Origin of the sequence: Pantoea sp. GbtcB22, assembly GCF_019091025.1 — a bacterium.
Lineage (GTDB): Bacteria > Pseudomonadota > Gammaproteobacteria > Enterobacterales > Enterobacteriaceae > Pantoea > Pantoea leporis.
On the sequence record NZ_JAGXKB010000001.1, the window covers coordinates 1446228 to 1467252 of the forward strand.

General features: G+C 57.8%; 19 protein-coding genes. 12 read left to right on the top strand and 7 right to left on the bottom strand.

Annotated elements, in window-relative coordinates; translation table 11 throughout:
* The first annotated feature begins 109 nt into the window (after positions 1-109).
* Both purE and purK read left to right on the top strand, forming a co-directional pair.
* Positions 110-619, top strand: coding sequence for a 5-(carboxyamino)imidazole ribonucleotide mutase (gene purE / locus KVT28_RS06820; RefSeq protein WP_101763309.1), 510 nt, complete (start codon positions 110-112; stop codon positions 617-619).
* Complete coding sequence (gene purK, locus KVT28_RS06825; protein ID WP_217547353.1) at positions 616-1680, top strand: 5-(carboxyamino)imidazole ribonucleotide synthase; 1065 nt, start codon at positions 616-618, stop codon at positions 1678-1680. Before purE ends, purK begins: the two co-directional genes overlap by 4 nt.
* A 169-nt stretch (positions 1681-1849) precedes the next feature.
* On the opposite strand, the gene KVT28_RS06830 is transcribed toward purK, so the two are convergent.
* The 3 genes from KVT28_RS06830 to ybbA all read right to left on the bottom strand — a co-directional run bounded on the left by KVT28_RS06830 (position 1850) and on the right by ybbA (position 5776).
* The gene (locus KVT28_RS06830; protein WP_101762377.1) at positions 1850-2593 is read right to left on the bottom strand and encodes a class I SAM-dependent methyltransferase; all 744 of its coding nucleotides are present in this window, start codon (positions 2591-2593) and stop codon (positions 1850-1852) included.
* Between the two features lie 82 nt (positions 2594-2675).
* Positions 2676-5093, bottom strand: a complete 2418-nt coding sequence (gene ybbP, locus KVT28_RS06835; RefSeq protein WP_217547355.1) for a putative ABC transporter permease subunit YbbP — start codon at positions 5091-5093, stop codon at positions 2676-2678.
* Positions 5090-5776 (bottom strand): putative ABC transporter ATP-binding protein YbbA, encoded by a 687-nt coding sequence (gene ybbA / locus KVT28_RS06840; RefSeq protein ID WP_217547357.1) that lies wholly within the window; start codon positions 5774-5776, stop codon positions 5090-5092. The genes ybbP and ybbA overlap by 4 nt, the downstream gene beginning before the upstream one ends.
* On the opposite strand from ybbA, the gene tesA reads away from it, so the two are divergent.
* The 5 genes from tesA to KVT28_RS06865 all read left to right on the top strand — a co-directional run bounded on the left by tesA (position 5744) and on the right by KVT28_RS06865 (position 9545).
* On the top strand, positions 5744-6370 hold the full coding sequence (gene tesA, locus KVT28_RS06845) for a multifunctional acyl-CoA thioesterase I/protease I/lysophospholipase L1 (RefSeq protein WP_176971305.1): 627 nt from the start codon (positions 5744-5746) through the stop codon (positions 6368-6370). The two genes, ybbA and tesA, sit on opposite strands and share 33 nt — an antisense overlap.
* Before the next feature lie 31 nt (positions 6371-6401).
* Positions 6402-7175 (top strand): SDR family oxidoreductase, encoded by a 774-nt coding sequence (locus KVT28_RS06850; protein WP_217547359.1) that lies wholly within the window; start codon positions 6402-6404, stop codon positions 7173-7175.
* A gap of 79 nt (positions 7176-7254) precedes the next feature.
* Complete coding sequence (locus KVT28_RS06855) at positions 7255-8109, top strand: co-chaperone YbbN (protein WP_101762382.1); 855 nt, start codon at positions 7255-7257, stop codon at positions 8107-8109.
* A 63-nt stretch (positions 8110-8172) separates the two neighbouring features.
* On the top strand, positions 8173-9087 hold the full coding sequence (locus KVT28_RS06860) for an SPFH domain-containing protein (RefSeq protein WP_101762383.1): 915 nt from the start codon (positions 8173-8175) through the stop codon (positions 9085-9087).
* Positions 9087-9545: an NfeD family protein gene (locus tag KVT28_RS06865; RefSeq protein ID WP_101762557.1), complete on the top strand. Its 459-nt coding sequence runs from the start codon at positions 9087-9089 to the stop codon at positions 9543-9545. The genes KVT28_RS06860 and KVT28_RS06865 overlap by 1 nt, the downstream gene beginning before the upstream one ends.
* On the opposite strand, the gene cueR is transcribed toward KVT28_RS06865, so the two are convergent.
* A complete protein-coding gene (gene cueR / locus KVT28_RS06870) occupies positions 9521-9937 on the bottom strand; it encodes a Cu(I)-responsive transcriptional regulator (protein WP_101762384.1) in 417 nt (138 codons plus the stop codon). The two genes, KVT28_RS06865 and cueR, sit on opposite strands and share 25 nt — an antisense overlap.
* A gap of 96 nt (positions 9938-10033) precedes the next feature.
* On the opposite strand from cueR, the gene copA reads away from it, so the two are divergent.
* From copA to ybaK, 3 genes are all read left to right on the top strand, one after another.
* On the top strand, positions 10034-12553 hold the full coding sequence (copA, locus tag KVT28_RS06875) for a copper-exporting P-type ATPase CopA (protein WP_217547361.1): 2520 nt from the start codon (positions 10034-10036) through the stop codon (positions 12551-12553).
* Positions 12554-12621: 68 nt separating this feature from the next.
* Positions 12622-13422 carry a TraB/GumN family protein gene (locus tag KVT28_RS06880; protein WP_101762386.1) on the top strand — a complete coding sequence of 267 codons (801 nt, stop codon included), beginning with the start codon at positions 12622-12624 and terminating at the stop codon, positions 13420-13422.
* 261 nt (positions 13423-13683) lie between these two features.
* Positions 13684-14163 (top strand): Cys-tRNA(Pro)/Cys-tRNA(Cys) deacylase YbaK, encoded by a 480-nt coding sequence (ybaK, locus tag KVT28_RS06885; protein ID WP_101762387.1) that lies wholly within the window; start codon positions 13684-13686, stop codon positions 14161-14163.
* On the opposite strand, the gene KVT28_RS06890 is transcribed toward ybaK, so the two are convergent.
* Positions 14160-15029, bottom strand: coding sequence for a LysR family transcriptional regulator (locus tag KVT28_RS06890; RefSeq protein ID WP_101762388.1), 870 nt, complete (start codon positions 15027-15029; stop codon positions 14160-14162). The genes ybaK and KVT28_RS06890 overlap by 4 nt on opposite strands.
* Positions 15030-15119: 90 nt before the next feature.
* Here KVT28_RS06890 and KVT28_RS06895 point away from each other — a divergent pair, with 90 nt between their 5' ends.
* Positions 15120-15551 carry a multidrug/biocide efflux PACE transporter gene (locus KVT28_RS06895; RefSeq protein WP_101762389.1) on the top strand — a complete coding sequence of 144 codons (432 nt, stop codon included), beginning with the start codon at positions 15120-15122 and terminating at the stop codon, positions 15549-15551.
* A gap of 50 nt (positions 15552-15601) precedes the next feature.
* Here KVT28_RS06895 and ushA read toward each other — a convergent pair whose 3' ends face one another.
* The gene (ushA, locus tag KVT28_RS06900; protein WP_217547364.1) at positions 15602-17353 is read right to left on the bottom strand and encodes a bifunctional UDP-sugar hydrolase/5'-nucleotidase UshA; all 1752 of its coding nucleotides are present in this window, start codon (positions 17351-17353) and stop codon (positions 15602-15604) included.
* A 459-nt stretch (positions 17354-17812) separates the two neighbouring features.
* Between ushA and ybaL the strand changes: the two genes are divergently transcribed.
* Positions 17813-19501 (top strand): YbaL family putative K(+) efflux transporter, encoded by a 1689-nt coding sequence (gene ybaL / locus KVT28_RS06905; protein ID WP_101762391.1) that lies wholly within the window; start codon positions 17813-17815, stop codon positions 19499-19501.
* Positions 19502-19698: 197 nt separating this feature from the next.
* Here the strand turns inward: ybaL and KVT28_RS06910 are convergent, their stop codons facing one another.
* The gene (locus tag KVT28_RS06910) at positions 19699-21000 is read right to left on the bottom strand and encodes an inosine/guanosine kinase (RefSeq protein WP_101762392.1); all 1302 of its coding nucleotides are present in this window, start codon (positions 20998-21000) and stop codon (positions 19699-19701) included.
* Between the last annotated feature and the right edge of the window lie 25 nt (positions 21001-21025).

The window sequence follows — 21025 nt, forward strand, 5'->3', positions numbered from 1 at the left end:
TTCCGCCTACGCAACCGTTTTCCTTGCTGCCATCTCATGCTATTCTCTGTGCCTTTCTTCGCCTGCCCGCCCGGCCAGGTTCGTTTGCATATTCACAGGAGTTGACCGCATGTCATCCAACGCCGCCCCGGCCCGTATCGCCATTGTCATGGGTTCCAAAAGTGACTGGGCTACCATGCAGTTCGCCGAGGAAATTCTTAACAGCCTGGATGTTCCCTTCCACGTTGAAGTGGTCTCAGCTCACCGTACGCCCGACAAACTGTTTAGCTTCGCGGAAACCGCCGCCGACAACGGTTTTCAGGTGATCATCGCCGGTGCCGGCGGTGCTGCCCATTTGCCGGGCATGCTGGCCGCGAAAACGCTGGTGCCGGTGCTGGGCGTGCCCGTGCAAAGTGCGGCGCTGAGCGGCGTCGATAGCCTCTACTCCATCGTGCAGATGCCCCGCGGCATTCCTGTGGGTACGCTGGCAATTGGTAAAGCCGGTGCTGCCAACGCCGCCCTGCTGGCGGCACAGATTCTGGCGATCCACGACAGCGCGCTGTCAACGCGCATCGCCCACTGGCGTCAAACGCAAACTGATGAAGTGCTGAACAACCCGGATCCGCGGGAGGACGTATGAAGCCGGTTTGCGTATTAGGAAATGGTCAGTTAGGCCGCATGCTGCGCCAGGCGGGTGAACCGCTGGGTATCGCGGTGTATCCGGTGGGCCTGGATGCGGAACCTTCTGCGCTGCCGATCGTCGAAAGCGTGATCACCGCTGAGATCGAGCGCTGGCCGGAAACCGCGTTAACCCGCGAACTGGCGAGCCATCCGGCCTTTGTGAATCGCGATATTTTCCCGCGTCTGGCCGATCGCCTGACGCAAAAACAGCTGCTGGATCAGCTGAACCTCGCCACCGCGCCGTGGCAGCTGCTGGCCGATAAAGCCGAGTGGCCAAATGTGTTCAACTCGCTTGGCGAACTGGCGATTGTAAAGCGTCGTACCGGCGGCTATGACGGCCGCGGTCAGTGGCGTTTGCGCGCCAATGAAACCGACGCGCTGCCGGATGAGTGCTACGGCGAATGCATCGTTGAGCAGGGCATTAATTTCAGCGGCGAAGTGTCGCTGGTCGGTGCGCGCGGACACGATGGCAGCACGGTGTTTTATCCGTTAACGCATAACCTGCATCAGGACGGCATTCTGCGCACCAGCGTGGCGTTCCCGCGGGCCGATGCCGCACAGCAACAGCAGGCAGAAGCGATGCTCAGCGCCATCATGCATGAGCTGAAGTATGTTGGTGTGATGGCGATGGAGTGTTTCATTACGCCAGAAGGTTTGCTGATCAACGAGTTAGCACCGCGCGTGCACAACAGCGGCCACTGGACGCAGAATGGCGCGTCAATCAGCCAGTTCGAACTGCATCTGCGTGCGGTTTTGGGCCTGGCGCTGCCAAAGCCGGTGGTGTTTGCGCCGTCGGTGATGGTGAATCTGATTGGTACTGAGATGAATCTGGCGTGGCTGCAGCAGCCGCTGGTGCATCTGCATTGGTATGACAAAGAGGTGCGTGAAGGCCGCAAGGTTGGGCATCTTAATCTCACCGATAGCGATCACGCGCGTCTGGCGTCAGCCTTGAATGCGCTGGTGCCGCTGCTGCCGGAAGCGTATGCAAGCGGGATTGCGTGGGCAGTTGAAAAGCTGTAGTTCAGCTGTTTTTCCCCTCACCCTAGCCCTCTCCCACCGGGAGAGGGAACCGATCGCGCCAACATCTCCCTCTCCCACTGGGAAAGGGAACCAATCGAGCTAACATGTTGTCTCCCTCTCCCTGTGGGAGAGGGCCGGGGTGAGGGCATCAGCCCGCTCAGAACTCCCTTTATCCCACCATCTTCATCGCCACATGGCTCCAGCGATTCAGATGCGTAATCTGGAACCCATGCGCACTGAACAATGCATTCAGCGACGCTTCCGAATGAATCGTAATATGACCGGTGCGCGGCGCAATATACCAGTCAGTCATCCCCAAATGACTCACTTCGTCAGTGGTCGCGGTGCTGAAGAAAAACACCCCGCCTTTTTTCAAAAAACCTGACACTTCTGCCAGCGTTTTATGCGGATCCGGCGTATGCTCAAACACCTCAAAACTGGTCATAAATTCATAAGAATTCAGTTCTGGATAATCGCCGGGCACAAACGGATCCCACGCCACCATATCAATGCCCACTTCCTGCATTAAGCGCGCCAGCGTGCCGGTGCCGCCACCGTAATCCAGCATTTTTTTGCCGTGATATTTTTTGAATAACGTCAAAATCAGATCGCGATTTCTCATTGGTCGATTGATCTCATAGTTAGGATCAAACTGCCCGTAAGCCTCGTTATACATATGCTGTGCATAATCCGCTGGCGTCCAGTCATCGCATGCGTGGGTATACACCAAACCACAGGTCTGGCATTGATGATAATAAATCGCCACGCCGGTGAGCGGATAAGTGTAACGACTGGCATTTTCCGAATGACAGATGGTATTGAAATCGGTCACACCATACAGCGTGGCCTCGCCCTGGCAGACTTTACAGCAGCCGATTTCAACAACGGATTTGACGATAAGTGGAGATGACATGTTTAGCCTTAAATAAGTCTGGTCTGCTTTCATGAGTCGACTCACGCAGACCAGAACTTAAATTTAAGACAAATCGTTTTGCTTATCCGGCACTGAAGCTTCTGAACAGCGCCTTCTGTTTTAATAGTCGAATACCCAACCAGGCACCGCACAGCGAGAGCAGCAGCGCGCCGCCGATCGGCAAGGCAATCCATAGCGTCCAGTCTGGCTGCCACGGGAAATCGAAGATCTTGCGCTGCAAGCCCCACAGCGCCGCTTCCGCGCCCAGCGCCGCCGCAATCCCCGATACCACGCCAAGCAGCGCAAACTCACACCATAAGGTGCCGCGCAGCAGGCGCTTGCTGGCACCCAACGTGCGATAGACCACCAACTCCTGCCGACGCTGACGCATGCCAACCTGGATCTGCGCCAGCAACAGCAGCACGCCGCACACCGTTACCAGCACCACCATCACTTCCAGCGCCTGGCTCACCTGCGTCAGCACCTGACCGATCTGGCGCATCATGCTGCCGATATCCAGCAGGCTCAGCGTCGGGAATGAACGATTTAGCTGCGCCAGCAGCGCCGGATTGCTCTCCATGCGGAAGCTGGTCAGCCAGGTTTGTGGCTGTTGATCGAGCGCGCCCGGCGGGAAGATAAAGAAGAAGTTCGGCCGCAGACTCTCCCAATCCACCTTGCGCAAGCTGGTGATTTTGGCGCTGAACTGCTGAGTATCGCCGCTGAAGGTTAAGCTATCGCCGAGCTTCACGCCCAGACGATCCGCCAGCTCCACCTCCATCGACACTTCACCGGGCTGCGGCGGCCAGTTACCGGAAATCAGCGGATTGTGATCCGGACGCTCCGCTTGCCACGTCAGATTGAGTTCGCGATTCAGCGCGTTATCCAGCTGCGGATCAGCCTCTTTGCCGTTTAGCTCGGTGAGACGTGCACGCACAATCGGGTAGAAGGTCTCCGGATTAAGCTGATGCCCAGCCAGGAAGTCGCGTACCTGCGGCACCTGCTCTTTGGTGATGTTCAGCAGGAAATAGTTCGGACTGTCCGGCGGCAGTTGCTGTTGCCAGCGATCCAGCAGATCGCCGCGCATCACCAGCAGCAGCGCCAGCAGCATAAATGACAGCGAAAACGCCGCCAGCTGGCTGAGTGTCATCGCCGGTTGACGCAGCAGACGGTTGATCGCCAGGCGCAGCGCCAGATTGCGCACCACCAGCCGACGCAGCAGCAGCAAGGTGCCCCAGCCGAGTAACGCCAGCAGCAGCGCCAGCATCACCACGCCCGCCAGCAGCGCCCACAGCATTTTGCTGCCGCCCATTAGCAGCGCCAGCAAGCCAATCACCACCAGCGCCATTGCCGGCAGATAGAATCGCAGCGGCCAGACGTTCGCCACCGCATCCCGCCGCAGTACGCGCAGCGGTTGCGTCGCCATCAGCAAACGATACGGACGCAAACCCACCAGCAGCGAAATCACAAACATCGCGCCGATCGCCCACAGCCACGGCCAGAAACTCGCCGCAGGCAGCGCGCCCGGCAGCACCGGTTTCAGCATCAGCAGCAGAATCACTTCAATGCCCTGCCCTAAGGCGCTCCCGACAATCGCCGCCAGCAGCAGCACCGCCAACCATTGACCGATGATCAGCCGCTGCAGCGCCTTGCGCGTTGCGCCCAGCGTTTTCAGTACCGCCACCAAATCGTAGCGGCTGCGGCAGTAATGACTCATCGCCACCGCCACCGCAGCAATCGCCAGCATCAGCGTCAGCAAGGCTGAAAGCAGTAAAAACTGCTGCGCACGCTGCATCGAGCGGCCCAGCGCATCTTCCGAATTATCCACGCTGATCCAGCGCTGATCGGCTTTTAGCTGCGGCGCGATCCAGCTGTCATAGCGCGCCAGCGGTGCCGGATCGCCGGAGAATTTATAGCGCCAGCTCAGACGACTGCCCGGCTGCACCGCACCGGTTTTCTCTACGTCGACCAGATTCATCAGCAGACGCGGCGCGGTCTGGAACGGATTAAAGCCGCCATCCGGCTCCTGAATCACTTCCCCGGCAATGCGCAGCGTGGTGTCGCCGACATCCACGCTATCGCCCACTTTCAGATTCAGCAGCGCCAGCAAACGCGGCGCGGCCAACACTGTGCCCGCTTGTGGACGTAAGCCCGGCGGGTCGGTTTGCAGCGTGCCGAACATCGGATAGGCATTGTCCACCGCCTTCACGTCCGCCAGCTGTGGCGTCTCTTGCGCGAAGGTCATGGTCATAAAGTGCAGCTGGCTGCTGACCGACAGCCCTTCGTCACGCGCTTTGTTAAGCCACGCTTCCGGCGCGGGCGCGGTGGTGCGCAGCGTGCGATCGCCCGCCATAAAGTCGCGGCTCTGCTGGCTTAAGCCTTTCTCCATGCGATCGCTGATCGAACCCAGCGCCAGCACGCAGGCCACGGCTAAAGTGAGCGCCAGCCAGACAATCAGCAGCGAGGGCGAACGCCACTCGCGCCAGAACCAGCGCCAAATCATGACTCCTCCCACAACTTGCCGTCGCGCAGCCGTAAGCGACGGTCGCAGCGCGCCGCCAGTTGTTCATCGTGCGTCACCAGAATCAGCGTGGTGGCAAAATCGCGGTTGAGGGAGAACAGCAGATCGGCGATACGATCGCCGGTTTTACGGTCGAGGTTGCCGGTGGGTTCATCGGCAAACAGCAAACCGGGACGGCCGCTAAAGGCACGCGCCAGCGCCACACGCTGCTGCTCCCCGCCCGAAAGTTGCGCCGGCAAATGGTGCAGACGATCTTTCAGACCCAGCACCGTCAGCAGTTCCACCGCCTGGCGGCGACTTTCGCGATCGCTGTCGCCACGCAGCAGCGCCGGCAGCTGCACGTTTTCCAGCGCATTCAGCGTCGGCACCAGCATAAAGGATTGAAACACAAAGCCCACTTCGCGCGCACGCAGCGCCGCACGCTGCTCTTCATTCATGCTGTGCAGCGGCTGGCCAAGCAGATGCACTTCGCCGCTGCTGCCGTCGTCCAGTCCGGCCAGAATGCCCAGCAGCGTGGATTTGCCCGAGCCGGACTCGCCAATCAGGGCGAGGGTCTCAGCTGGTTTGACAACCAGCTCAACTCCGGTAAGGATGGTCAGCTGATGCTCTCCCTGACCGACGGACTTAGTAAGATGATGAACTGCAACAATGTTTTCCGCTGGCATTATCCCTTCCTGTTGTTATTGCTTCTGCTGGTGTCCCGACTCGCCGCCGCCGATACCTTGCTGGTATTGGGCGACAGCCTGAGCGCCGGGTATCGCATGTCGGCCACGGCGGCCTGGCCCAGCCTGCTGAATAAAGAGTGGCAACAGCAGCCCAAAGTGGTCAACGCCAGCATCAGCGGAGATACCGCAGGACAAGGGCTGGCGCGTTTACCGGGCCTATTAAAACAGCATCAACCCCGCTGGGTGTTAATCGAATTGGGCGGTAACGATGGCCTGCGTGGTTTCCCGCCGCAGAATATCGCCGCGGATCTGACCAAAGTGATCGACGAAGTGAAAGCCGCGAAAGCGCAGCCGCTGCTGATGCAGATTCGTCTGCCGGCTAATTATGGACGTCGTTATACGGAAGCGTTTAGCGCGATCTATCCGCGCCTGGCACAGCAGTACGACATTCCTCTGGTGCCCTTCTTTATGGAGCAGGTCTACCTGAAGCCGGAGTGGATGCAGCAGGATGGAATTCACCCCAATCCGGATGCTCAGCCGTTTATCGCCAACCTGATGGCGACCGAACTGGCTCCGCTAGTAAAGCATGATTAATGCAGGCGTGTGATTTTTAACGGGTAAAGAAATGCAAAAAACAATTCTCATCACCGGCTGCTCGAGCGGCATTGGTTTGGTCGCCGCATATGACCTTTTATCGCGCGGCTATCGCGTGCTGGCCGCCTGTCGCCGCGCCGACGATGTGGCGCGCATGGAAGCATTGGGATTTACTGGCGTGCAGCTGGATTTGGATGATGCTGCCAGCGTCGATGCCGCAGCCGATCGCGTGCTGGAACTCACCGATCATCGCCTGCACGCGCTGTTTAACAACGGCGGTTTTGGTCAATATGGGCCGCTCAGCAGCGTTTCGCGTCAGCAATTAGAGAAGCAATTTTCCACCAATCTGTTTGGCACTCATCAACTGACCATGCGCCTGCTGCCCGCGCTGCAAGCCAGCGGCAACGGACGCATCGTCAATACCAGTTCGGTACTGGGACTGATCTCGACGCCGGGGCGCGGCGCCTATGCCGCCAGCAAATGGGCGCTGGAAGCCTGGAGCGATGCGCTGCGTCTTGAAGTGCGCGACTCTGGCGTGCGCGTTAGCCTGATTGAACCGGGCCCGATAAGCACGCGTTTCACCGATAACGTGCATCAGGGCCAGCAGGATAAACCGGTACAAAATCCGGGCATCGCCGCGCGTTTCACGCTGCCGCCGGAAGCGATTTTGCCGAAGCTGCGCCACGCGTTAGAGAGCAAACATCCGCGCCTGCGCTATCCGGTAACGCTGGTGGCCTGGGCGATGAGCCTGCTGAAACGCCTGCTGCCAGGTTGGATACTGGATCGCATTTTGCGCAGCAACTAAGCTGCAACGCAGAATCAAACTTGAACCGGGGCAGCTTGCCCCCATATCCTCAACACACTTTCTGACAAGAGACGTATTCATGTCACACGCTTTGATTATCGACATCAACGAATCCAACCTGCAGCAGACCTTAGAACAGTCGATGCAGCTGCCGGTGCTGTTCTATTTCTGGTCCGAACGCAGTCAGCACTGTCTGGAACTGACGCCGGTGCTGGATCGCCTGGCGCAGGAGTATGCGGGTCAGTTTATTTTGGCGAAGCTGGATTGCGATAAAGAGCAGATGGTGGCATCGCAGTTTGGCCTGCGCTCGATCCCAACCGTTTATCTGTTCCAGAACGGTCAGCCGGTTGACGGCTTCCAGGGACCGCAGCCGGAAGAGGCAATTCGCGCTCTGCTGCAAAAAGTGTTGCCGCGTGAAGAAGAAGTTAAAGCGCAGCAGGCGATGCAATTGATGCACGAAGGCAAACCGCTGGAAGCGCTGCCGCTGCTGAAAGACGCCTGGCAGCTGAGCAACAAAAACAGCGAAATTGGCTTCCTGCTGGCAGAAGTGTTGATCACCCTGAACCGCAGCGACGAGGCAGAAACCGTGCTGGATGCGGTGCCGCTGCAGGATCAGGACACGCGCTATCAGAGCCTGATTTCGCAAATCGACCTGTTAAAGCAGGCCGCCGATACGCCAGAAATTCAGCTGTTGCAGGAGCAGTTAGCCAGCGATCCGACCAATGCCGAACTGGCTGCTAAACTGTCGTTACAGCTGCATCAGGTTGGCCGCAACGAGGAAGCGCTGGAGTTGTTATTCAGCTTCCTGAAAAGCGATCTCAGCGTCGGTGACGGCCAGGTGCGTAAAATGTTCCAGGAAATTTTGGCCGCACTCGGCACCGGCGACACCCTCGCCACGCGCTATCGCCGCCAGCTTTACTCGCTGCTGTACTGATCGGTACCGCGCGTTAAACGGGCCGAACGACTCGGCCCGACAATCTGACAGCCAGGAGGTTATATGTTAACGGTCATTCCCGTCATCATTGTGCTCGCACTCGTTACCGTGTGGGCCGGTGTAAAAATTGTTCCACAAGGTTACCAGTGGACGGTAGAGCGCTTTGGCCGCTACACCAAAACCCTGGCGCCCGGCCTCAATTTGCTTGTGCCGTTCATGGATCGTATTGGTCGCAAAATCAATATGATGGAACAGGTGCTCGATATCCCTTCCCAGGAAATCATCTCTAAAGACAACGCCAACGTCACCATTGATGCGGTGTGCTTTATTCAGGTTGTCGATCCGGCGCGCGCCGCCTACGAAGTCAGCAATCTTGAACTCTCGATCCTGAATCTGACCATGACCAATATCCGCACCGTGCTCGGCAGCATGGAGCTGGATGAGATGCTGTCGCAGCGCGACAACATTAACACGCGTCTGCTGCATATCGTTGATGAAGCCACCAATCCGTGGGGCGTGAAAATTACCCGTATCGAAATTCGTGACGTGCGCCCGCCGCAGGAATTGATTGCCGCGATGAACGCGCAGATGAAGGCGGAACGTACCAAACGCGCCGATATCCTTGCCGCCGAAGGCGTACGTCAGGCGGCGATTTTGCGCGCCGAAGGGGACAAGCAGTCGCAAATCCTCAAAGCAGAAGGCGAACGCACCTCGGCCTTCCTGCAAGCTGAAGCGCGCGAGCGTCAGGCGGAAGCGGAAGCCACGGCGACGCGCATGGTCTCCGAGGCGATAGCCGCCGGTGATATTCAGGCGGTGAACTACTTTGTGGCGCAGAAATACACCGACGCGCTGCAAAAAATCGGCGAAGCCAACAACAGCAAAGTGGTGATGATGCCGCTGGACGCCAGCAGCCTGCTCGGTTCAATTGCCGGTATCAGTGAACTGCTGAAGGAGAACCGGACGGAGCGCAGACCATGATCCTGATGGAACTGATTGCGCATCCACACTGGTTCTGGCTGACGCTGGGCGGCCTGCTGTTGGCCGCCGAAATGCTCGGCACCAGCGGTTATCTGCTGTGGAGTGGCTTAGCCGCCGTCGCGGTGGCGCTGATTGAGTGGCTGTTTCCCATCTCATGGACCAGTCAGGGCATTGTGTTTGCGGTGATGACGTTGTTCAGCGCGTTCTTCTGGCATCGCTGGATGCGCTATCGCGAATCGTCGCAGGTCGCTAACACGCTTAACCAACGCGGTAACCAGTTAATGGGCATGCAGCTGACGCTGGATAATGCGCTGAAAAACGGCCTTGGACACGTACGCATTGGTGACAGCAGCTGGCGCGTGCAGGCGGACAGCGACCTGCCGGCGGGCACGCCGGTGATTGTCACTGGCGTGGTCGGCATTACGCTGATGATTCAGCCGCGCTTTCCATCGGCGTGATGGCAGCAACCGGCCAGATGATTGATGATCGGGCACTCTGCGCTGTCATCGCCGGGGCAAGCCTCCGCCAGTTCCAGCAAGCGCGCGCGCATCGCATGTAACTCTTCGATGTGCGCAGCAATCTCGTCGGCTTTCTGCAAAGTGCGCGCTTTAACATCGGCGCTGTGGCGCGCGGGATCGTTGAACAGCGTCACCAGTTCACGGCACTCTTCCAGCGTAAAACCCACCTGACGCGCCTGGCGCAGCAGATTCAGCTCATCAATATGATGCGCCGCGTAATGGCGATAGCCATTGTCACCGCGCGACGGCGGTGTCACCACGCCCTTCTCTTCGTAGAAGCGAATCGCTTTGCTGGTGAGTCCGGTTTTTTTTGCCACATCGCTGATGTTCATCTTTCCCCCTTGACCTTCCATTCAGGGGAAGGTTTAGGCTGTAGTTCTAATGCAAATTTTGCATGCAGTCAAAATCATTAGCCTGAGGAGTACACCATGTCACATACCCAACTGCTGGCGCTGGACGGCTTGTCCTGTGGCCACTGTGTAAAACGCGTCAAAGAAGCGCTGGAGCAGCGCAGCGATGTTGAACAGGCGGACGTCACGCAGCAAGAAGCGCGCGTGACCGGTGCGGCGAGCGCCAGCGATCTGATCGCTACGGTTGAACAAGCCGGTTATCACGCGGTGCTGAAAGACGGCGCAGCCAGCCCAAAGCCTGATCCGTTGACAGCTACAGAGCCGCCGCCGGAGGCGCTGACAACGGAGTCGCAACCGGCACAATCCACTGAAGCTGAGCTTCCTGTGCATCATTTACTGATTGGCGGCATGAGCTGCGCCAGCTGCGTAAGCCGCGTGGAACAGGCGCTGCAAAAAGTGCCGGGCGTCAGCCAGGCTCGCGTCAATCTCGGTGAGCGCAGCGCGCTGATCATGGGTGATGCAAGCGCCGAAGCGCTGGTGAGCGCGGTCGATCAGGCTGGTTATTCCGCCGAAGTGATCGAGGATGAACAAACCCGCCGCGAACGCCAGCAGGTTAGCGCGCAGCACGCCATGCGCCGTTTTAGCTGGCAATCGGCGCTGGCGTTGCTGCTCGGCGTGCCGATGATGGTTTGGGGCATGCTCGGCGACAACATGATGCTGAGCGCAGATAACCAAACGCTGTGGCGCACGCTCGGCGTGATTACCTTGCTGGTGATGGTGATGGCCGGCGGCCACTTCTATCGCAGCGCGTGGCGCAGTTTGCGTCACGGCACAGCCACCATGGACACGCTGGTGGCGCTGGGAACCGGCGCGGCGTGGCTCTATTCGATGAGCGTCGCCCTTTGGCCCGAATTCTTCCCGCATCAGGCGCGTCATCTCTATTTTGAAGCCAGCGTGATGATCGTTGGCCTGATCAATCTCGGCCACGCGCTGGAGCAGCGCGCACGCCAGCGCGCCTCGCAGGCGCTGGAACGATTACTGGATTTAACCCCGGCGCAGGCGCGGGTCATCAGCGATCAGGGTGAAACGCTGTTGCCGCTCAGCGAGGTTCAGTCCGGCATGACGCTGAAGCTGGTCACTGGCGATCGCGTACCGGTGGACGGTGAGGTCGCCAGCGGTGAAGCCTGGCTGGATGAAGCGATGCTGACCGGTGAAGCAGTGCCGCAGGCCAAACAGCCGGGAGATAAAATCTTTGCCGGTACGCTGGTACAAGACGGCACGCTGCACTTTGTGGCGCGCGCCATCGGCAGCCACACCACGTTGGCGCGCATTATCAATCTGGTGCGTCAGGCGCAAAGCAGCAAACCGGATATTGGCCGACTGGCGGATCGCATCTCCGCCGTATTTGTGCCGGTGGTGGTGGCGATTGCGCTGCTGAGCGGGGTTATTTGGTATCTGGCGGGTCCGCAGCCGCAACTGGCTTACACGCTGGTGATTGTCACCACGGTGCTGATCATCGCCTGCCCTTGCGCTTTGGGTTTAGCCACGCCGATGTCAGTGATTGCGGGCGTCGGGCGTGCCGCAGAGCTGGGCGTGCTGGTACGTGACGCCGATGCGCTGCAGCGAGCCAGCGAAGTCGATACCATTGTATTTGATAAAACCGGCACCCTGACGCGCGGCACGCCGCAGGTCAGCGATGTGGTGCTGTATGGCGAGTGGAATCGCGAGCAGGTGCTCAGCGCGGCGGCGCAGATGGAGCAAGGCTCCAGCCATCCGCTCGCCAAAGCGATTCTTGAGGCTGCGCCTGCGGTGAGTAACGAAGCGGTTAAGCAATTTCGTACAATACGCGGCAAAGGCATCAGCGCTACAGTTGCCGACAGAACGCTGCTGCTGGGGAATCAGGCGCTGCTAGATGAGCAGCAGGTTGATTACCGCGCCGCGCAGGACGATATCGCGCGCTTCGCCGCACAAGGCGCAACGCCGGTGCTGCTGGCCGACAATCAGCAGCTGCTGGGATTGATCGCGCTGCGTGACAGCTTGCGTCCCGAGAGTAAAGCGGCGCTGCAGCGTCTGCATCAGCAAGGTTATCGCCTGATTATGCTGACCGGCGATCACCAGAAAACCGCGCAGGCCATTGCCGCCGAAGCGGGTATTGATGAAGTGATTGCCGGCGTGTTGCCGGATGGCAAAGCGCAGGCGATTACTCAGTTACAGCAGCAAGGCCGCAAAGTGGTGATGGTCGGCGACGGCATTAATGATGCGCCCGCGCTGGCGCAGGCGGATGTCGGCATTGCAATGGGCGGCGGCAGCGATGTGGCGGTAGAAACCGCCGCCATGACGCTGATGCGCAACGATCTGCACTGCGTCGCCGATGCGCTGTCGATCTCCAGCGCTACGCTGCGCAATATGCGGCAAAATCTGTTGGGCGCCTTTATCTACAACAGCCTCGGGATTCCCATTGCGGCCGGCGTGCTCTATCCGTTTACTGGCATGCTGCTGAGCCCGATTGTCGCGGGCGCGGCGATGGCGCTGTCATCCATTACCGTGGTGAGCAACGCTAACCGTTTGTTGCGCTTCAAGCCCGCGCAACGGCAATAGCCATTCCAGCCCTGTTTTTCATGAGATGAAATCGCTAGCATGGTTTTTTGCCTTAAAAAGGACAGGGAATGAGACACGGTCTGTGGCACAGCATCCAACAACGGATCGCGACCCTTTTTCCGGCCAGTTACAGCTGGCCGGCCATGGATATTCAGCTGGGCGATCGTCGTTTGCATTTGGCGGGCAGCATTCACATGGGCACGCGCGATATGCAGCCGCTGCCTGCCGGGCTATTGCGCCAGCTGCATAAAGCCGACGCGCTGATTGTCGAAGCCGATATCACTCAAGGCGAATCGCCGTTCAGCAATGATGATGAACATCCGCCGCTGGCAATGCGACTCGACGACGACGTGCTGCAGCGCTTGCAGGCCTTGTGCGAGGAGCTTTCGCTGTCACTGAGCCTGTTCGATACGCTGCCGTTCTGGCAGATCGCGCTGATGTTGCAGGCGCAACAGGCGCAGCGGCTGGGATTGCGTCCGCAGTTTGGTATCGATTATCAGCTGTTGCAGGCGGCCAAAGCGGCCAACAAACGCATTATCGAGCTGGAAGGTCCGGAAACGCAGATCGCCCTGCTGAAATCGCTGCCGCAGGATGGTTTGCCGCTGTTGCTGGATACGCTGGAACACTGGCACACCAACGCGCGCCTGCTGCAAACCATGATCAGCTGGTGGCTGGATGCGCCGCCCACCCAGCAACCGGTGGCGCTGCCGACCACCTTTAGCAGCGAGCTGAACGACACGCTGATGCGCAACCGCAACCAGCACTGGCGCGAGCTGCTGCTGGCGTTACCGAAAGGGCGTTATGTGGTGGCGGTGGGCGCACTGCATCTGTATGGCGATGATAATTTGCCGGGACTGCTGAAGAGCTGATTTATGCACATTTCTTAGCGGCGCAAGTTATTGCGCGATAAAACGCGCCGCTACGGGCTTGTGCGTTTTATTAACTGTGCGTTTGGCAGAAAAAAAGAAGGCCAATAATACTATTGGCCCGTCAAAGAGGAATTTGTTTATGATTTTGGTTATCACCAACAATCTCTTGCTGGCGCGGGCCAATTCTCGCGCAAAGTTCAGAATTTCGCCACTGTTTTTCCATCAAAACTGAAATAAGAATTTTCCTAACAAGGACCGATCATGACGCCCGCGGTAAAACTTCTGGAAAAACAAAAAGTCACCTTTACCCTGCATCCCTACGACCACGATAGCCACGAAACCAATTTTGGCGACGAAGCGGTGCGTAAGCTTAATCTGGATGCCCGCCAGGTGTTCAAAACCTTGCTGGTATCGCTCAACGGCGATGCTAAAGCGCTGGCGGTTGCGGTGACGCCGGTCTCAACCCAATTGGATCTAAAAAAGGTCGCCAAAGCGCTGGGCGCCAAGAAAGCGGATATGGCCGATCCGCAGCTGGCACAGCGCGTGACCGGTTATCTGGTAGGCGGCATTAGCCCGCTGGGACAGAAAAAACGTCTGCCAACGGTGATCGATCAGCAGGCAGCGGAGTTTGCCACCATCTTTATCTCCGGCGGCAAACGCGGGCTGGATATCGAGCTGGCCGCGCAAGATTTGTCTCGCCTGCTGGATGCGCCGCTGGCCGACGTCGCACGGCGCGATTAGTCGGGCTGCTGGGCGCAGAGTTGATCGATCATCCAGCGTCCGGCCGGTCCCGGCGGATTACGCCGCGACCACACCACATCAACCGCGATATGCTGCGGCCAGCCCGGCACCGGCAACTCCTTCAACACCTGATGACCAAACTGCTCCACCAGCCAGCGCGGTAATATACTCCAGCCAAAACCCTGCTCTGCCATCTCTAACAGCAATAAATAAGATGGCGCCGACCACACGCGTCCGGCGGGCAAGGGATCGCGATTTTGTACCCAGGTATTGAGCCGCAGATGCCGCAACTCACCTAACTGCCCTTCACTCACCTGCTGAGCCTGCGACAGCGCATGATCCTGATGAAGGTAGATCGCCATCTGCGCCCCCACTTGCAAGCGTGCCACCGCCAAATCCGGCGGCAATTGTGGCTGCGCCCGCACCACGCCAAGGTGCACGCGCCCGGCTTGTATCAAATCTAATGCATCAGCATCCTCGGCGATCATGCATTCAAAATCGATATCTGGATAACGCACCTCAAACCGGTTAAGCAGATTTTCATGGTGATCCGCTTGCCAAAAATCGGAGATCGCCAGGCTAAGGCGCGGTTCTACGCCCTGCGACAAGCGCACTGCCAGCTCATCCAGCCGCTGGCTGGCGGCCAGAATCTGCTGCACTTGCGCAAACGCGCGCTGGCCATGCTCGGTCAATACCGGGTTACGTCCGCTGCGATCAAACAGCGTGAAACCCAAATCGTCTTCCAGATTAGCGATCGCGTTACTGATGGTGGACTGGCTTTTAGACAACGCGCGCGCCGCCGCCGAAAAGGATCCGCTGGCCACGGTTTGCACAAACGCCTCAAGGGATTCCGGGGAATATTTCATGTTGAACCATCGCTTTTATCGATAGGTGATCATTTTATCTTAGCATCACCCAGTGCGAAAATAGGGGTTATCACCAATAAGGAGGTTTATATGCGTACCCGTTCGCTGAAAGAACGTTTTTGTCATGCCGCAGGCTTTGAAGGGTTAGCACTTATCACTGTTGCGCCGCTGGCTGCCTGGATCATGGAGAAACCGCTGTTTCAGATGGGCGCGCTGGCGATTATGCTGTCGACCGTCGCCATGCTGTGGAACATGATCTATAACACCGGCTTTGATCGCATCTGGCCGCCGCAGGTGAAACGCGGATTCGGTTTACGCGCCATGCATGCGCTAGGCTTTGAAGGCGGTTTTATCCTGATTGGCTTGCCGATTGCCGCCTGGATGCTGAATATTTCGCTGCTGGAAGCCTTTGTGCTGGAAGTGGCGTTCTTCCTGTTCTTCCTGCCCTATACCATGGTTTACAACTGGATGTGGGATAAGATGCGCCACCGTTGGGTGACGCAGAAATCGTGTCAGGCGTGATGTGCATTTGAAAAGAGGTCGCCATAAATGGCGACCTACGAGCGCAGAGTTCAATGTTGTGCGGCGCGCGGCCAGATCCACGCCAGAATCATTTGCGGGTAGCTTGGTTTGCGTTGCTTCTCTAGCGCTTTGTTGCGCTCTTCAATTTGCGCTGCTGTCAGATGCACAATCCCGCCAGGTTGATAATCCGCTACCTTCAGCGGTGAATGCTGGCTGACATAATCACGCAGCACATCCGCATCGCGCTGCCCGCTGTTGCTGAAGCCAGCATGGGTTTCAATGTTCGGATAACCGTCGCCGCCGCTGGCGTTAAAGCTGTTAGTCGCCATGCGGTAGGTTTTATCCTTTTGCAGCGGTTCGCCATTAATCTTCACGTCGCTGACGCCTTTACCATCCGCCACCAGGCTGATGTTGCTGAACTGCGCGAAGCCGCCGGAATCCACTTTAATATTGGCAACCGTCGCCAGATAATTTAGCACTTCATTACCCTTCAGCGTCACCGACACCACCTGATTGCCAAACGGCTGCACCTGCAACAAATCGCGCCAGCTGAGATTACCCTGCGCCAGCGAAGTGCGAATGCCACCGCCGCTCATCACCGCAAAGTCCGCTTTGGTCGCCGCCATTTGGGCGCGCAAAATTAGCTGCCCAAGATTGGTCTGCTCAAAGCGTACCTTGTCGCGCTCACCGACAAACACGCCGTCGCTGCTGCCGACGTTGACATCCAGTTTCTTGCCAGCACGCAGTTGATACGGCGTTAACAGCTTCATCATCGCGCTGTTTTTCGGGATCTCTTCCTGCCAGGTAAGCCAGGATTCGCTGCCATCAAGATTCTTTACTTTATGCTTGAGGTTGACCGGGATCAGCTGGTAATTCTCCAGCGTCAGCTCGCCATTGCGGAAGGTGAAGTCGCCGCGCCCAACAAATTTGCCCCACTCTTTTGCCTGCATGATCCACACGTCGTTTTGCCGATCCGGCTGGCAGGGCTGGCCTGGCTGATAATCTTTTACGCTGACGTTCTCTTTCTCCATGCACACCGCATCCTGTGAATGGCCGCCAATGATCACGTTGATGGTGCCCGGTGGCAGGCTGCGCGCCAGCTCCACGTCACCCGGCGCATTGCTGCCGTGCTGACCGTCGTCGTAGTGGCCCATGTGTGTCAGGGCGATGATGACATCAGGCTTTTCGCTGGCGCGTAGTTCCGCCACCGCTTTTTCGGTCTCTTTCACCGGATCGCGAATATCAATCGTCGCAATGTTTTCCGGATTGGCGATGCGCAGCGTGTCGGTGGTGGTCAGGCCGATCACCGCAATCTTCAGCCCCATGCGGTTAAAGGTTGCCCACGGCTTAAATAAGCGCGTGTCGGTGCCTTTTTGATAGATGTTGGCCGAAAGGAACGGAAATTTGGCCCACTTCTGCTGCTGTTGCAGCACGCTAAGCGGTTTGTCGAATTCGTGGTTGCCCAGCGCCATGGCGTCATAGCCCACCAGGTTCATGCCGCGAATGTCGGGTTCAGCATCCAGCATGTCTGACTCTGGCACGCCGGTGTTCACATCGCCCGCCGACAGGATCAGCGCGCCGCCACCTTTGGCCTGCACATCGTAGCGCTGTTGATCCATCAGCGTTTTCTGTGCCGCAAGGCCATATTCGCCTTGTGCGTTCGGCCAGTAACGACCGTGATGATCGTTGGTGTGCAGAATGCTGAAACGATAACTGCGATCCGTTTGCCACGCCTGCGCCAGCATCGGCAGCAGTAACACTGTCAGCGCCAGCCAGCGCCCTTTTCGCGGTGATAAAAACAAAGTCGATCTCCTTATTCTGCGTTTTTCCACTTAGCGGTGGACTTAATGTGCGTTATCGCCCTTCTGTGTCGCACAGATGGCTGGCTAACTCAAGATGAAACACGCATTGCATCATGGCACAGCGTGACGACCAGCATTTTTAAATTCGCTTCTAGCTGGCAATGACAACCCAATTCTACACCTGGCGGTGACTTTATCGACTTAGGACCGCTTTAACCGTAACAACCCCTGCTGCGAAGCCAATTTCCCCCTGCAACTATTTTTTCCGCGCCACCCTTCATTCTGCGTATTTCCAGCCGATATAATGAGATAACTGACGAAAATGGAGCTTCAGCTGCGTTTTAGTCTCATTTTTTCAATTTAGTGGGCTTTAACCGCTCAAATGTTTAAACGCGGTGAGTGATTGTGCATTACACTAGGTTGTTACAAGCGGATACATTTGCACACAAGGAGACAGGCATGCATCACACCACACCGTTGATCACTACCATTGTCGGGGGACTGGTCCTCGCATTTCTCCTTGGTATGCTGGCAAACCGCCTGCGCATCTCACCGTTAGTCGGTTATCTTCTGGCTGGCGTCCTGGCCGGCCCCTTCACGCCAGGCTTTGTCGCGGATACCAACCTTGCCCCTGAACTGGCTGAACTCGGCGTTATTCTGCTGATGTTCGGCGTCGGTTTGCACTTCTCGCTGAAGGATTTGATGTCGGTAAAGTCCATCGCCATTCCTGGCGCCATCGCGCAAATCGCCGTGGCGACGCTGCTGGGAATGGGACTTTCATGGACAATGGGCTGGTCGTGGATGACCGGCCTGGTATTTGGGTTGTGTCTTTCCACCGCCAGCACCGTGGTGCTGCTGCGCGCGCTGGAAGAGCGTCAGCTGATTGATAGCCAGCGCGGGCAAATCGCCATTGGCTGGTTGATCGTGGAAGATTTGGTGATGGTGCTGACGCTGGTGCTGCTGCCAGCCATCGCCGGCATGCTGGAACAGGGCAACGCCAGCCCAACGCTGCTGTTGTGGGATCTGCTGCTGACCATCGGTAAAGTCGTCGCCTTTATGGTGCTGATGATGGTGGTAGGCCGTCGCGTAGTGCCGTGGATTCTGGCAAAAAGTGCCGCGACCGGCTCGCGTGAGCTGTTTACCCTTGCGGTGTTAGCGCTGGCGCTCGGTATCGCCTTTGGCGCCGTCGAATTCTTTGATGTCTCCTTCGCCCTCGGCGCCTTCTTTGCCGGCATGGTGCTGAACGAATCTGAACTCAGCCACCGCGCGGCGCACGATACCTTGCCGCTGCGGGATGCGTTCGCCGTCCTGTTCTTTGTGTCCGTCGGCATGCTGTTTGACCCGATGATCCTGATTGAGCAACCGCTGGCGGTGCTTGGCGCGCTGGCGATTATCGTGCTGGGCAAATCCATTGCCGCCTGGCTGCTGGTAACGCTGCTGGGTCATTCACGTCGCACCGCGATGACCATTTCGGTGAGCCTGGCGCAGATTGGTGAATTCGCCTTTATTCTCGCCGGCCTCGGCATCTCGCTCGGCATGCTGAGCGAGGAAGGCCGCAATCTGGTGCTGGCGGCGGCGATTCTCTCCATCATGCTTAACCCGATTCTGTTTAGCGTGCTGGAACGCTACCTCGACAAAACCGAGACCATCGAAGAACAGACGCTGGAAGAAGCGATCGAAGAAGAGAAGCAGATTCCGGTGGATATCTGCAATCACGCGGTTTTAGTAGGTTATGGCCGCGTCGGCAGCCTGCTGGGGCAAAAGCTGATGGAAGCGGATGTGCCACTGGTGGTGGTGGAGAACTCCCGTCCGCGCGTTGAAGCGCTGCGCGAGCAAGGGATCAAAGCGGTGCTGGGCAATGCGGCACGCGTGGATACCATGGAACTGGCGCGCCTCGACTGTGCCCGCTGGCTGCTGCTGACCATTCCGAATGGCTACGAAGCCGGTGAAGTCGTGACGGCAGCGCGCGAGAAGCGTCCGGACATTGAGATAATTGCCCGTGCGCATTATGACGATGAAGTGACCTACATAATGGAGCGCGGCGCGAATCGCGTAGTGATGGGCGAGCGTGAGATTGCCAACAGCATGCTGCATGTGCTGGAAGAGGAGATTGCGCAGAACCCGATTGTACGTGAGTGCCCAATTTAAGTGAGTGTGGTCTTTGGCAAGGTCGCCATTAACGGCGTAATGCCGATCAGTTAAGCACCTTATCAAATCACCGCACATTCCGTAGCGGCGCGATTTATCGCGCAATAAATTGCGCCGCTACAATGTGTGCTCTCGGTAATTAAGGGTTTTCATGCCTTAACTGACGAGCATTACGCCATGAACGGCGACCTTGCGTTTTATCTGTCCCAATACGACTCTTCTAAGCTGTCTTCCCGCTCCGGCAGGCCGCGCGTCAGGCGCGGTGAATGCTGGTTCAGCACCTGATAACTTACCCGGTTCGCGTATTTACACACCTGTGCCAGCGACGAATAGGTCAGGTAGGCGCGGCCGTGTTTGCTGGAGTTCGGCACTTTTTGGCGATGGAAGTTGTTAGCGGTGATGTCATGCAGCAGTGCCGCCAGCGCACCATCGCCCGCGCCATTGGTGTTCATGATCTTCTCTGGGCCGCCCATATATGGCGCGATATGCGAGAAGATGCGCAGCGGCTGATCGCAATCCTTGTGGCGCATCGCGCGGCTAAATTCATATTGGTTGAACTCAGCCAGCGCGCCCGGCAGCAGCGGATGGTTGGTTTTGCGCTTGTACTCTTCTTCAGTGAAACCGGCCATGTACAACCCGGTTGGCCCAGCGGTACACAGCACCAAATCCACCCAATCCAGCGCCATATTCGACGCCAGTAGCGGATCCTGCTCGCCGGTCAGCGCAAAGGCTTCTTCTTCGTTCATCGCCACAATTGAGACGTGATCGCGCAGGAAATCTCGCCAGAACTGCGGATTATCCTGAATCACGTATTTGGTGCCGAGCGTCAATACCACCGGCACGTTGTGTTTTTTGGCGTAGTCGATGGCGCGTAAAGTGGCTTCCGGCATCGGTTCGCCCGGCTGGCAGCGCACCAGATAGGAAGTCAGCACCAGCGCCGACGCGCCCGCAATAACCTCTTCCGGAATGCTATTGGCCTGCAGCTGGTTCATCAAGCCGGGACTGATGGCAAAGGTACGCTCACCCTGCTCGCCAATCAGCGTAAAGCAGCGGCCAATCGCGCCATCAACGCCCTGCAGGAAGTTCAGATCCATGCGGCTGGAGGTGTTGCACAGGTAGCGATAGGCGTAGCCGCCGATCTGAATGTTATTGCACATCACACCGAGCAGCACCGAGCGGTCATCCGCCAGCACCGAGTAGTTATGCAGGGTGTTTCCGATGGTGCCACCGGCAAATTGATGGCTGATGAGCGCTTCGCGCATCAGTTCGTTATAGAGCGCCTCGGCGGTAGCATCGTCGATCACCAGCGAGTGACCGGCGCTTAAACCGTAACGCTGCAGAAAGTCGTCATCGACTTTGGCTTCAATATCCACCAGCGTCTGGTCGATACCCACCACCCAACTGCCCTCTTCCTGCTCTTGCTGCGTGGCTTGCAGCAGCGGATCGCGCGCGTTGACGGGGAAATAGTGTTTGGATTTGCGTTTGCCGGGAAATTTCATCGAGAGTGCCGTCAGGGAAAATCAG